The 12,940-nt window shown below is 55.2% G+C and carries 8 protein-coding genes; 6 read left to right on the top strand and 2 right to left on the bottom strand.

Annotated features, from left to right (window positions below):
• The first annotated feature begins 38 nt into the window (after positions 1-38).
• The 6 genes from E6C51_RS09550 (at position 39) to clpB (ending at position 10,004) form a co-directional block, all read left to right on the top strand.
• On the top strand, positions 39-1,313 hold the full coding sequence (locus E6C51_RS09550; protein WP_190236018.1) for an aspartate kinase: 1,275 nt from the start codon (positions 39-41) through the stop codon (positions 1,311-1,313).
• Between the two features lie 85 nt (positions 1,314-1,398).
• On the top strand, positions 1,399-3,663 hold the full coding sequence (gene ptsP / locus E6C51_RS09545; protein WP_146934839.1) for a phosphoenolpyruvate--protein phosphotransferase: 2,265 nt from the start codon (positions 1,399-1,401) through the stop codon (positions 3,661-3,663).
• Between the two features lie 119 nt (positions 3,664-3,782).
• A complete protein-coding gene (prfA, locus tag E6C51_RS09540; RefSeq protein WP_190235800.1) occupies positions 3,783-4,865 on the top strand; it encodes a peptide chain release factor 1 in 1,083 nt (360 codons plus the stop codon).
• Positions 4,862-5,731: a peptide chain release factor N(5)-glutamine methyltransferase gene (prmC, locus tag E6C51_RS09535; protein ID WP_190235799.1), complete on the top strand. Its 870-nt coding sequence runs from the start codon at positions 4,862-4,864 to the stop codon at positions 5,729-5,731. Before prfA ends, prmC begins: the two co-directional genes overlap by 4 nt.
• A 397-nt stretch (positions 5,732-6,128) precedes the next feature.
• Positions 6,129-6,977, top strand: coding sequence for a DUF4167 domain-containing protein (locus E6C51_RS09530; protein WP_146934848.1), 849 nt, complete (start codon positions 6,129-6,131; stop codon positions 6,975-6,977).
• A gap of 423 nt (positions 6,978-7,400) precedes the next feature.
• Positions 7,401-10,004 carry an ATP-dependent chaperone ClpB gene (gene clpB, locus E6C51_RS09525; RefSeq protein ID WP_190235798.1) on the top strand — a complete coding sequence of 868 codons (2,604 nt, stop codon included), beginning with the start codon at positions 7,401-7,403 and terminating at the stop codon, positions 10,002-10,004.
• Between the two features lie 267 nt (positions 10,005-10,271).
• On the opposite strand, the gene E6C51_RS09520 is transcribed toward clpB, so the two are convergent.
• Together E6C51_RS09520 and E6C51_RS20065 are read right to left on the bottom strand one after the other, a co-directional pair.
• A complete protein-coding gene (locus E6C51_RS09520) occupies positions 10,272-12,221 on the bottom strand; it encodes a M23 family metallopeptidase (RefSeq protein ID WP_146934854.1) in 1,950 nt (649 codons plus the stop codon).
• A 520-nt stretch (positions 12,222-12,741) separates the two neighbouring features.
• Positions 12,742-12,940, bottom strand: a 199-nt coding sequence (locus tag E6C51_RS20065) for a hypothetical protein (protein WP_210234994.1), incomplete at its 5' end; no start/stop codon positions are given.

Genomic DNA, 12,940 nt, shown 5'->3' with positions numbered 1-12,940 from the left:
ATTTGCGGCGTATTGATGAGGTCGAGACGGTCAAGGCCATGGCACGCATTGTGATGAAATTCGGCGGAACATCCGTCGCCAATCTGGAACGCATTCACAACGTGGCGCGACATGTGAAACGTGAAGTTGATGCAGGTCATGAAGTTGCTGTTGTGGTTTCGGCCATGTCCGGCAAAACCAATGAGCTGGTGGATTGGGTGCAGAACATGCCGAAAGTGGCAGGTGCTGATTCGCCCTTCTACGACGCACGTGAATATGACGCCATTGTTGCTTCCGGTGAGCAGGTTACCTCTGGTTTGCTGGCCATTGCGCTGCAATCGCTCGGCGTCAATGCCCGCTCGTGGCAGGGATGGCAGATCGCCATCAAGACCGACAATGCCCATGGCGCTGCCCGCATTCAGGAAATTGATGGCTCTGACATCGTGCGCCGCATGGGCGAAGGTCAGGTGGCTGTTATTGCCGGTTTTCAGGGCATTGGGCCTGATAACCGCATTGCCACGCTGGGTCGCGGCGGCTCTGACACGTCAGCCGTTGCCATTGCCGCAGCCGTAAAAGCCGATCGTTGCGATATTTATACCGATGTGGATGGTGTTTACACCACGGACCCGCGCATTGAGCCAAAGGCACGCCGCCTGAAAAAAGTGGCTTTTGAAGAAATGCTGGAAATGGCATCGCTGGGTGCCAAGGTGTTGCAGGTGCGCTCGGTTGAGCTGGCGATGGTGCATAAGGTGCGCACATTTGTGCGCTCAAGCTTTGAAGATCCCGATGCGCCGGGCATGGGCGATCTGTTGAACCCGCCCGGAACGTTGATTTGCGATGAGGATGAGATCGTGGAACAGGAAGTTGTAACCGGCATTGCCTATGCCAAGGATGAAGCCCAGATTTCGCTGCGTCGTCTCGCCGACCGTCCGGGTGTTTCGGCCGCCATTTTTGGCCCTCTGGCCGAATCGCATATCAATGTCGACATGATCGTTCAGAATATTTCTGAAGACGGTTCCAAGACCGATATGACCTTTACCGTGCCATCAGGCGATATCGACAAGGCACTTTCGGTGCTGGGCGATAACAAGGAAAAGATCGGCTTTGACGTTATTCAGAGCGAAAAGGGTCTGGTGAAAGTGTCGGTGATCGGCATCGGCATGCGCAGCCATGCGGGTGTTGCGGCAACAGCCTTCCGGGCGCTTGCTGAAAAAGGCATCAACATCAAGGCGATCACCACGTCTGAAATCAAGATTTCAATCCTGATTGATGGTCCTTATGCCGAATTGGCGGTTCGCACTTTGCATTCCTGCTACGGTCTCGATAAGAGTTGATCATCGGCGAAGAATTTGCCACCTATAATGATCATGGCCGCCGGCACTGCGTCGGCGGATTGTTTATATCGGGAGCACCCACGCGATGAGAGACCTTTCTGCGGGTCCACGCGTCCTACTCAAACGGCTTCGCGAAATTATGGCGGAGCCTCTTGAGCCTCAGGAACGTCTTGACCGTATCGTTCGCCAGATTGCGAGCAACATGGTCGCCGAGGTGTGTTCCGTGTATGTGTTGCGATCGGATGGCGTGCTGGAATTGTACGCCACCGAAGGCCTTAACCCCGACGCTGTGCACTTGGCCCAGTTGAAAATGGGGCAGGGTCTGGTCGGCACCATTGCAGCTTCCGCCCAACCGCTTAATCTTTCTGATGCGCAGGCTCATCCTGCTTTTCGTTATCTGCCGGAAACTGGGGAAGAAGTTTATAATTCTTTTCTGGGCGTACCTATTTTGCGCGCTGGCCGCAGTCTTGGCGTTCTTGTTGTGCAGAACAAAGCACAGAGGAACTATCGGGAAGACGAGCTTGAAGCGCTGGAAACAACAGCCATGGTGTTGGCTGAAATGATTGCCACGGGCGATTTGAAAAAAATTACACGGCCCGGTTTGGAGCTGGACCTGACGCGATCTGTCACCATTGATGGGGACAGCTACAGCGAAGGCATTGGCCTTGGCCATGTTGTGCTGCATGAGCCGCGCATTGTGGTGACCAATCTGCTCAATGAAGACACGGATACCGAAATTCAGCGCATGGCCGAAGCGCTGGGATCTTTGCGCATTTCCATTGATGACATGCTGTCGCGCCGGGAAATTGCCATGGAAGGTGAGCACCGCGAGGTGCTGGAAACCTATCGCATGTTTGCCCATGATCAGGGCTGGGTGCGGCGCATGGAAGAAGCGATTCGCAACGGTTTGACGGCAGAGGCCGCCGTTGAAAAAGTGCAAAGCGACACCAAGGCGCGCATGATGCGCCTGACCGATCCTTACATCCGCGAACGGATGCATGATTTTGATGATCTGGCCAATCGCCTGTTGCGCCAACTGACAGGCTTTTCCGGCAGCGGCTCCGAATCATTCCCGAACGATGCCATTATTTTTGCCCGCGCCATGGGGGCCGCTGAACTGCTTGATTATCCACGTCAGAACATTCGCGGTCTGGTGCTGGAAGAAGGAGCCGTCACCAGCCATGTGGTGATTGTCGCGCGCGCGATGGGCATTGCGGTTGTGGGGCAGGCGGCTGGCGTGGTTGCTCTGGCCGAAAATGGCGATGCCGTGATCATTGATGGTGATGACGGACAGGTGCATTTGCGCCCCATGGCTGATCTGGTGTCGGCCTATGAAGAAAAGGTCAAGCTGCGGGCGCGCAGGCAAGAACAGTTCCGCGCACTGCGCGATGTTGAACCGCTCAGTAAGGACGGTCAGCGCATCAAGCTGCAAATGAATGCGGGCTTGATGGTGGACCTGCCGCAACTGGTGGAATCCGGGGCTGAAGGCATTGGCCTGTTTCGCACCGAATTGCAGTTTATGATTGCCTCGACCATGCCCAAGGCCGAAGAGCAGGAAGGCCTGTATCGCAATGTTTTGAAACAGGCCAAGGGCGCGCCTGTGACATTTCGGACGCTTGATATAGGCGGTGATAAGGTGTTGCCCTATTTCCGCAATCATGAAGAGGAAAACCCGGCGCTTGGCTGGCGGGCCATTCGTTTGTCGCTGGATCGCCCCGGCCTGCTGCGCACCCAGATGCGCGCCCTTTTGAAGGCGGCATCCGGCGGCGAATTGAAAATGATGCTGCCGATGATCACCGAAGTGGCAGAAATCAGACTGGCGCGAGAGCTGTTGCAAAAGGAAGTGCAGCATCTTTCCAAGTTCGGTCATGGTCTTCCGCGCCGTCTGCAATTCGGGGTGATGCTGGAAGTGCCAGCCCTGATGTGGCAGTTGGATGAGTTGATGCAGCAGGTGGATTTTGTGTCTGTCGGCTCCAACGATTTGTTCCAGTTTTCCATGGCGGTGGATCGCGGCAATGCGCGGGTGTCTGACCGGTTTGATATTCTCGGTCGGCCATTTTTGCGCATCCTGCGTGATATTGTCCGCGCCGCTGACCGTCACGACACGCCAGTAACCTTGTGCGGAGAAATGGCAGGCAAGCCGCTGTCCTCCATGGCGCTGTTTGGCCTTGGCTATCGCTCGGTTTCCATGTCGCCCACAGCGATTGGTCCAGTGAAGGCCATGATGTTGCAGCTGGATATTGGCGCACTGTCGAGCCAGTTGAACGCTTTGCTGGATGAGGTTAATCCGAGCGAGCCGATTCGCGACTTCTTGAAGCGGTTTGCCGAAGAGAACGGCGTGCCGCTCTAAAATGCGAACGTCCCGAGCTGCATCTGGCGGTCTTGGGCCAATCTTGTGTTTTCAGATGGTGCTTATGCAGCCCGCAAAACGGATGGGCTGCGCATCGTGCTTTAGAATTGGGGTAAAGGGTGGCGAAGCTTCCTGTCGATAAAATGCGTGAACTTGAGCGCCGGTTTGGTGAGATCGAGGCCCGCATGTCTGCGGGGCCTGCGGCGGATGTTTACGTGAAGCTGGCCTCGGAATATTCCGAGTTGCAGCCGGTGGTCAAAGCCATTCGTGAATACGCTTTGGCTGAGCGCGAAGTGGACGATCTCAAAGCGCTTCTCAATGACAAGACGACCGACCGCGAGATGCGCGATCTGGCCGAAATGGAGCTTCCCGAGGTGGAAGAACGGCTGGAGGCTTTGGAAAAAGAAATCCAGATTCAGCTTCTGCCCAAGGATGCCGCCGACGAAAAGAGCGCCATTCTGGAAATTCGAGCAGGCACTGGCGGCTCGGAAGCCGCCCTTTTTGCCGGTGATCTGTTTCGCATGTACGAGCGTTTTGCCAATGGCAAAGGCTGGAAAGTCGAGGTTCTGTCGGCCAGTGAGGGCGATGCGGGCGGTTTCAAGGAAATCATTGCCACGGTTTCTGGCCGCGGTGTGTTTTCCAAGCTGAAATTCGAATCCGGTGTCCATCGTGTTCAGCGCGTTCCCGATACTGAAACGCAAGGGCGCATCCACACCTCGGCAGCAACGGTTGCGGTTTTGCCGGAGGCGGAAGATATTGATATTGAAATTCGGCCCGAGGATATCCGCATCGATACCATGCGCTCTTCCGGTGCCGGTGGTCAGCACGTCAACACCACCGATTCGGCGGTGCGCATTACCCATCTGCCCACCGGTCTGGTGGTGACCAGCTCTGAAAAATCGCAGCACCAAAACCGCGCCAAGGCCATGCAGGTGCTGCGTTCAAGGCTGTTCGATATTGAGCGGCAACGTGCCGAGAGCGAGCGTTCTGCTGATCGTAAAAGCCAGGTCGGCTCCGGTGATCGGTCTGAGCGCATTCGCACCTATAATTTTCCGCAAGGGCGTGTCACCGATCATCGGATCAATCTGACACTTTATAAGCTTGACCGGATGATGATGGGTGAGATTGATGAAGTGGTTGATGCGCTGATCAATGATTATCAGGCAGGGCAACTTGCCCAGCTTGGTGAAAATGTCGGATGAGCGCGCCGTTGACGTTGCACGAGGCGCTTGTCTCCGTCAGAAGGCGTTTTTCTGAGGCTGGTATCGACACTGCGGCAACGGACGCACGGGTGCTGATTGCCGGATTGCTCGGCCTGTCGATGACCGATCTTGTGGTCGATGATCAGCGAAGTGTTACCGAGGAAGAGGGCGATCTGATTGAGGCGGTGGTGCAAAGGCGTCTGAATCGTGAGCCGGTTCATCGCATTTTGGGCAAGCGTGAATTTTACGGGCTGGATCTTGCCCTGTCGCCTGCCACACTGGAGCCGCGCCCGGATACGGAAATTCTGGTTGAGGGGCTTTTGCCCTATCTTCAGGCGATGGTGGCTGCCAAAGGCACGGCGCGTTTTATGGATATGGGCACCGGCACGGGGGCGATTGCGCTTGCACTCTTGCGCGAATGTCCGGGCACGGCTGCCCTCGCCACGGATATATCCGAGCAAGCGCTTGAAACGGCGGAGAGGAACGCTGCTTTGCACGGATTGGATGGGCGGTTTCACACGCTCCACAGCAATTGGTTTGAGGCCGTGCAGGCAAGATTTGACATGATCGTGTCAAATCCACCCTATATTACCAGTAGGGTGGTTGGGGAACTGGAGCCGGAAGTGCGCTTGTTTGATCCCATGGCCGCCCTTGATGGCGGGGCCGATGGTTTGGATGCTTATCGCGCCATTGCCGAAGGTGCCAGTGCTCATCTGGAGGCCGATGGCATTGTTGGGCTGGAGATTGGCTTTGATCAAAAAGACAGTGTGAGCGCGTTGTTTTTAAGCCACGGGTTTATGCTGCTGGAGGCAAAATGTGACCATGGCGGCCAGGATCGGGTGTTGATATTCCGCCCGAAGTCCTAGTTTCAAACGGAAAGAAACAGGCATATTGCCCTTTGAAAAGAGGGAGTTATACTCAGTTTTTGCGTTGCAACGGGCAGAGCTTCAAGGAAGTTTATTTTCAACAAAGAAAAGGCTTGGTTTTCGCAAAGAAGCGAGATAGGTTGCGGGCACACACTGGGCAGCAGGAAACGAACTAAGATTCGTTTGGGTCTGGGTCGACTTCAAACATTATTCTCCTTGGAGACGTTTGCAGCGCGAAGTGATCTCGGTGCGTGGATCAGATAATTTAATGTTCACCAGCGGCAGAATGGTGCGATGGCGCAATAGGCACCGTGGCACGTGCAGCCTGAGCTCGAATTTTACACGAGCAGGCCGTGTCGCCCTCATATCAGCAAGACAGAAATCAGGTGAGTAATCGATGAGGCCAGGACAGCAAAACAAGCGCAGTCGGGGGCGTAGCAGTGGCGGCGGTGGCAGCAACGGCAACAATAATAATTTTAATCGTAAAGGCGGAAACCCGCTGACACGCAGCTATGACAGCTCTGGTCCGGACGTTAAAATCCGTGGTACCGCGCAGCATATTGCGGAGAAATACATGACCCTCGCCCGTGATGCGCAAAGCTCCGGTGACCGGGTTATGGCTGAAAACTATTTGCAGCACGCAGAACATTATAATCGCATTATCGCATCGGCGCAGGCCCAGATGCAGGAGCGCGTTCAGCGCGATGATCGCGATTATCATGAGCGCGAAAACGCTGATAACGACATCGACAATGACAACGAGAATGACGGCGATGATCAGGACATGATCATGGAGCGCAGCGCACACAACGCGCCAGAGCAGCAGGTTCGCCAGCAACGTCCTCAGCATCAGCCACGCCCGCAGCATCCTTCACGGCAAAGACATCAGCCGTCTGCGCAGGCCCAAGGCGAAGCGCAGCCTCCGTTGGAGCGCCAGCCTCAGCCGGAACGTCAATCCCAGCCGGAACGTCAACCACGGCCCCAGCGTCAGCCTGATGTTGAAATTGCCGGTAGCGGTCCACAGCCGATTATTGAAAATACCCCCGTTGAAGCAACTGTTGCTGCCGAAGAAGTAGCGCAGCAGGCGGAAGCTGGCAAGAAGGAGCGCGCCGCACCGCGTCGTCGCGCTGCCGCCGCGCGCCCACGTCGTCCGCGCCGCACCGATGGTGATGCCTCAGGTGAGGCTGGCGATGCCGGTTCGGATGCCGGTGAAGCACCAGCATTGGCAACAGTGACCTCTGAATAAGCCTGCTTTTGCGCAGGCATGATAGTGTTGAGCGGCGCGGCCTGTCTTTTGATGGGCCGCGCCGTTGCTTTTGGTGGTCCTGATTTTTGGGCCGATTGTGTTGGATTTGCGCTTACAGCGCCGTGCGCCAAATATGGCGCACAAAGGACGCTGTAGCATTTTTAAATCTGCTGCATAATTTTCACCTTAAATCGATTCCGATTTAAGGAATTATGCAGTAGTCAATCGGCCGCGTATTTTTTACGCTAGACTGCTCTTTAAAGGGGAAAATTCCCTCCCCATATCAAGGCCAACGGATTGAAGAAACGCCATTCTCTTGGTTTCAGTCCAGGGTTTCGACCAAAGGGCCTGCCTTGATAAGGGGGTCTATCCTCAACAACCGGACTGTGCCGCTTTGGGCAGTCTGGAAAACGGAGAGCGACGATGAACATCGAAAAATATTCCGAGCGCGTGCGCGGCTTTTTGCAGTCCGCCCAAACCCATGCCCTGTCTGAAGGGCATCAGCAATTTACGCCTGAACATGTGCTGAAAGTGCTGCTGGATGACGAGCAGGGCATGGCCTCTTCTCTGATCACGCGCGCAGGCGGTGATCCGAAAGAAGTGCGTCTGGCCAATGATGTAGCGCTGGCCAAGCTGCCAAAAGTGTCTGGTGGCAATGGACAGGTCTATCTGTCTCAGCCGCTCGCCAAAGTGTTCACCACGGCGGAAGATGCGGCCAAAAAGGCGGGCGACAGCTTTGTCACGGTCGAGCGCTTGTTGTTGGCTCTGGCCATTGAGACATCTGCATCCACCTCTGCCAGCCTGAAAAAGGGTGGTGTGACCGCGAATGCGCTCAATCAGGTTATCAATGACGTTCGCAAAGGCCGCACGGCTGATAGTGCCAATGCGGAACAGGGCTTTGACGCGCTGAAAAAATATGCGCGCGACCTGACAGAGGAAGCCCGTGAAGGTCGACTGGACCCCGTGATTGGCCGTGACGATGAAATTCGTCGCACCATCCAGGTGCTGTCGCGCCGCACCAAGAACAACCCTGTGTTGATTGGTGAGCCTGGCGTGGGTAAAACCGCGATTGCCGAAGGTCTGGCGCTGCGTATCGTCAATGGTGACGTGCCGGAAAGCCTGAAAGACAAGAAGCTGATGGCGCTGGATATGGGTGCGCTGATTGCCGGTGCCAAATATCGCGGCGAATTTGAAGAGCGCCTGAAGGCGGTTTTGAACGAAGTTCAGTCCGAGAACGGCGATATCATTCTTTTTATCGATGAAATGCACACGCTTGTGGGGGCGGGCAAAGCCGATGGCGCAATGGATGCGTCGAATTTGCTCAAGCCAGCCCTTGCCCGTGGTGAGCTGCATTGCGTTGGTGCCACAACATTGGATGAATATCGCAAGCATGTGGAAAAAGATCCGGCCCTTGCCCGGCGGTTCCAACCAGTGATGGTAGACGAGCCAACGGTCGAAGACACGATCTCGATCCTGCGCGGTTTGAAAGAAAAATACGAGCAGCACCATAAGGTCCGGATCTCCGATTCGGCTCTGGTGGCGGCTGCAACCCTTTCCAACCGCTATATCACCGACCGCTTCTTGCCCGATAAGGCAATTGACCTGATGGACGAGGCCGCATCGCGCCTGAGAATGCAGGTGGATTCCAAGCCGGAAGAGTTGGATGAGCTGGATCGCCGCATCATGCAGCTGAAAATCGAGCGCGAAGCCCTGAAACGGGAAACAGACGCGTCGTCGATCGATCGTCTGGCCAAGCTGGAGGCCGAACTCACCTCTATCGAAGAGGAAGCGGATGCTCTGACGGCGCGTTGGCAATCGGAAAAGCAAAAGCTTGGTCTGGCCGCTGACCTGAAACGCCAATTGGATGAAGCCCGCAATGAGCTGGCGATTGCCCAGCGTCAAGGCGAGTTTCAGCGCGCTGGTGAATTGGCCTATGGTGTCATTCCTGATCTGGAAAAGAAGATTGTGGAAGCTGAAGCGAACGATAGTTCCGGCCATGCCAGCATGGTGCAGGAAGTGGTGTCGCCGGACAATATCGCCCATATCGTCTCCCGCTGGACCGGTATTCCGGTGGATCGGATGCTGGAAGGTGAGCGCGACAAGCTGTTGCGGATGGAAGACGAGTTGGCCAAATCGGTGGTCGGGCAGGGTGATGCGGTGCAGGCGGTATCGCGTGCCGTGCGCCGTTCGCGGGCGGGCCTGCAAGATCCAAACCGACCGATTGGCTCGTTTATTTTCTTGGGCCCAACCGGTGTGGGTAAGACCGAGCTGACCAAATCGCTGGCCCGCTTCTTGTTTGACGACGAGAGCGCCATGGTTCGGCTGGACATGTCGGAATATATGGAAAAGCACTCCGTGGCACGGCTGATCGGGGCACCTCCCGGCTATGTCGGCTATGAAGAAGGGGGCGCGTTGACGGAATCTGTGCGGCGCAAGCCTTATCAGGTCATCCTGTTCGATGAGATCGAAAAGGCCCATCCCGATGTGTTCAATGTGCTCTTGCAGGTATTGGATGATGGCCGCCTGACCGATGGCCAAGGCCGCACGGTGGACTTCAAGAACACGATCATCATCATGACCTCCAATCTGGGTGCGGATTACCTGACCAGCGTGGGTGAAAATGACGACATTGAGAGTGTTCGCGAACAGGTGATGGATGTTGTGAAAGCCTCGTTCCGGCCTGAATTCCTCAACCGTGTGGATGAGATCATCCTGTTCCATCGTCTGCGCCGCAGCGAAATGGGCACGATTGTCGACATTCAGATGCGCAGGCTCGTCACACTTCTGTCTGAGCGCAAGATCACCATTGATCTGGCACCCGATGCCCGCAACTGGCTGGCCGATAAAGGGTATGATCCGGTTTACGGTGCACGGCCATTGAAGCGCGTGATCCAGAAATATCTGCAAGACCCGCTGGCCGAGCAGATTTTGGCAGGTCATGTGCTGGATGGAGCAGCCGTGAAAATCACAGCAGGTTCTGACCGGCTGTTGATTTCAGCGGCGAAACCCTTGGAGCAGGCCGCCTAAGCCTGCGCTTATTCGAAGCATGAAAACGGCGGCCCAGAGCCGCCGTCAGCTTATTGACAAACCTCTCGCTCGACGTTTCGTCACCCTCGGGCCTGTCCCGAGGGTCTGCCGTGGCTGGATAAGCAATTGACTTTGCTTGTGAAATTAGCGTGGTTAGATGCTCGGCACAGGGCCGAGCATGACGTCGAGGATAAATTTAGGGTTTGTCAGCAGTCTGACGGCGGCCCAGAGCCGCCGTTTTTGTTACAGTACCACGCGCCGCCGTGCTCAATTGTTCGCAGCAAGCTGGCGATTTTTCTCATCGCTGGACAGCAAATCATCAATGCGCTTGCGCTCGGCCTCAAAGCTGGCGAGCAATTTGCCATCAAGAGACTTTCCATCTGGCAGACGCACTTTCATGGGGTCCACCTTGGTGCCATTGACGATAATTTCATAATGAAGATGGGGTCCGGTCGACTCGCCGGTGCTGCCGACCCAGCCGATGACCTGGCCTTGTTTGATTTTTGCACCCGCAACAACGCCCTTGGCAATCGCGCTTTGATGATTGTAGGAGCTCTCGTAGCCATTGGGATGGCGGATAATGGTTTGATTGCCATAGCCACCGGAATCCCAGCCAGCTTTTTCAACCACACCACTCCCAGCCGCAACAATCGGCGATCCTGACGGCGCGCCCCAATCGACACCGGTGTGCATGCGCGCAAAACCAAGAATGGGGTGACGGCGCATACCAAAACCAGAGCGGAATACGCCATTGGGCACCGGATTGCGCAGCAGGAACTGGCGATTGGTTTTGCCGTTTTTGTCGTAATAGTCCACCGAGCCGTCGGTGGGATCCTGAAACCGGTACAGCGCCGTTGTCGTTTCACCAAACCGGGCGCGCAGGAACAGCAATTCGGAATCCGGCCCCGCCTTGCCGCTTTCATCTGCGGCAGAATAAAACGCCTCAATACCGTCACTGGGCTTGAGCGGAGACTGCAAATCAAACCCGCTGGCAAGCAGCCGCACCACTTGGGCTGTCAAACTCTTGCCCATGCCATAAGACAGCGCTGCGCGGTAAATACCATCGTAAATGCTTGGCGTATCGCGGCCACTGGTTATCGCCGGGCTGTTTTCATCAAATGCGGTTGTCACCGCATCCAGCATCGGCGGTGCATCGCCCTCCACAAGCTGCCCCTTGTCGTCGACCGCCATGGTCACAAGATGCTTACCATCGCGATAAGCACTGAAGCGGACAACACGGGCCTGTTCACCGCGCTGAATAATGCCAATGCGCAAAACATCGCCTGCTTTAAGATTAGGGGAGTCGAGCTTTTCGCTCAGGCTGTCCGCAATCGCTTGTGCTTTGGCCGAAGGATAGCCGGAGCTTGTCAATGCCGCGTTGATTGATTGCTCACGGCGGATCGGAATAATGTCGTCGGCATATTGTTCTGTTTCAGGTGTCACGGGGTCCGGGGCGGCAACCGAGAGGTTTTGCTCGACAACGCGCGCCTCCAATCCCGGATTCATATCGAGATCGCCTTCGGTATCGGCAAAACGCTGAGGATCAACATAATAAAGCGCCGAAACCTGGGATGTTCCTTCTGTCAGCAAAGAGCCATTGGAGCGGACGTTTTCTTCCACTTCATCCGAGCTCATGCCCGGTGCCAGCTTGAATCCCAACTGCGATGTTGGAAAGGGAACCGTTTTGAGACTGACCTCAGAATCCACGTTGGACCCATAGATCGTTCCGGTCCGCGGGCTAACGGTCGCATCATCACTGCCGAAAATCGTCAGCGGATCGAACGGAGGATAGCTTTCCTGGGTGGGCAGGCCTGAGGATATCAGCATACGCAGATGCGTAAAGGGCTGGCGCTTGATGACGTCCTTGTCACCCACCCGGCTCATTGTGGAAACATTCAACACTGAACGGCTGGCGGCCTTCGACGATATGACGTTATTAATAAGCCTGCCGCCGCGCTGAACGCCTTGCGAACTATCGGTATCGCGCAATTTCATATCGCCCAGCGCGTAAGCCTCGGCGGGAATGGCCAATTGCTGACGACCATCAAGAGCCGCAAAAAGCGCAACCCCCATCAGCACAGAAGAGGTAATCCCGGTCAGGAATGTTCCGGTCAGCCAGCGAAGGGAAATTTCACGGCGATCAGGCACGCGCCAACCATCTGCCAAAAGAGGCGGCTCGGTTCCGAGAAGGCGAGTAGGGTTGTTGTCAGACGTCATATCAGCCGCACCAACTCCGTCTGTGCCCTTCGCAATACTGCTGTTGCGGCTCTATTCCAATCTCAGAGGTCATTTTTACCATATATAAACATCTGCCCGCTTGCGCGCCATCTGTCAAACCCGCATTGAATTGGAAACGGGATTATCCGGCAAATCCCAACTCTCATACCCTTACTGTGAGCTTTCTCAGATCATGCGAATATGAACATTCGGTGGCAGGCGACCTTAAATCCTCTTAATTAGGCAGTGAGCTCAACATTTTTTCAGCAGATTGCCCCTAATTTATGCAGTTTGTCGCGCCCGTACTCGACCAAGGTGGCGGCGCTGCATTCACTTTTAGCAAAAAGTGTCCTTATTTTATCCTATAAAACCATTAGTTTATATGAAATATGATATTTTTATAACGATGTGTGTTGACTTGGTGGGGCGTTGGTCCTAGAAACCGCTTCACAGCAGACGGGGCGGCGGCGCGAGAGCGACGAGTTGTTTTGTTGACTGTGTTTCACTAAAAAGAATGGCCTCAACGGTCTGTCTTTTCGGAAATTTCGGTTTTCGGGTGAAGAGATTTTTGACGGTTTTTTATCGTCGGTTCTTTGACAATTGAAGATGAGAAGAAAGAGAAACGTGGACGGCGGTTTTGCGTTGGTGGGAGCAGAGATGCTTTCGCTGATAGAAGACAATGACGGTCACGTTTTGATATGAGAACACCAGATTGAACT

The sequence above is a fragment of the Gillisella terrae genome (assembly GCF_004801395.1).
GTDB lineage: Bacteria > Pseudomonadota > Alphaproteobacteria > Rhizobiales > Rhizobiaceae > Allorhizobium > Allorhizobium terrae.
This window is presented reverse-complemented; position numbering and strand designations above follow the sequence as displayed.

Excerpts from the sequence above, each read along its gene's own strand:
- ptsP (WP_146934839.1), top strand. The coding sequence starts at position 1,399 with ATGAGAGACCTTTCTGCGGGTCCACGCGTCCTACTCAAACGGCTTCGC.
- E6C51_RS09530 (WP_146934848.1), top strand. The coding sequence starts at position 6,129 with ATGAGGCCAGGACAGCAAAACAAGCGCAGTCGGGGGCGTAGCAGTGGC.
- clpB (WP_190235798.1), top strand. The coding sequence starts at position 7,401 with ATGAACATCGAAAAATATTCCGAGCGCGTGCGCGGCTTTTTGCAGTCC.
- E6C51_RS09550 (WP_190236018.1), top strand. The coding sequence starts at position 39 with ATGGCACGCATTGTGATGAAATTCGGCGGAACATCCGTCGCCAATCTG.
- E6C51_RS09520 (WP_146934854.1), bottom strand. The coding sequence starts at position 12,221 with ATGACGTCTGACAACAACCCTACTCGCCTTCTCGGAACCGAGCCGCCT.
- prmC (WP_190235799.1), top strand. The coding sequence starts at position 4,862 with ATGAGCGCGCCGTTGACGTTGCACGAGGCGCTTGTCTCCGTCAGAAGG.